Source organism: Pseudaeromonas pectinilytica, from assembly GCF_054780855.1.
This window is the reverse complement of the sequence record NZ_BAAGVN010000138.1, coordinates 1-518: the sequence shown is the minus strand read 5'-3', so window position 1 is coordinate 518 and position 518 is coordinate 1. Positions and strand designations below refer to the sequence as shown.

1 protein-coding gene is annotated in these 518 nt (G+C 49.4%); it reads left to right on the top strand.

Features of this window, described 5'->3' with window-relative positions:
* The coding region (locus tag ACYVG7_RS09855) for an IS1595 family transposase (RefSeq protein WP_460882963.1) at positions 1-513 on the top strand (513 nt) is incomplete at its 5' end.
* Positions 514-518 lie beyond the last annotated feature (5 nt).

Below are 518 nucleotides of genomic sequence, written 5' to 3'. Positions count from 1 at the left end.
GCTTATTGGGGTGGAGCCAGAACTGGAAAGGTAGGTCGCGGGGCGGCAGGCAAACGCCCATTTGTTGCAGCCGTATCCCTCAATGAGGAAGGACACCCGAACCTCATGCGATTCAGTGCAGTTGAAGGCTTCAAGAAAAAGGAACTAACTCAATGGGCTAAGAAGCATCTGTGGCCATCATCCCTGGTTGTCTCGGATGGTTTGGCCTGTTTCCGAGGCATTGAAGAGGCCAATAGCTTTCATCTAGGGATCGTGACAGGCGGTGGGCCTGACAGCGTCAAACTGCCCTACTTCAAGTGGGTCAATACCATGATAAGTAACGTGAAAAACTCCATTCATGGAACCTATCACGCGATAAATCAGAAGCATCTACCACGGTATTTGGCTGAGTTCAGCTTTAAGTTCAATCACCGATTCAATCTGGAGTGGATGGTAACGGATTTAGCCAGAGCAGGAATTCGAACAGCACCTATGCCACAGCGATTGCTAAAGCTGGCTGAATCTCGATGGTAATCAAG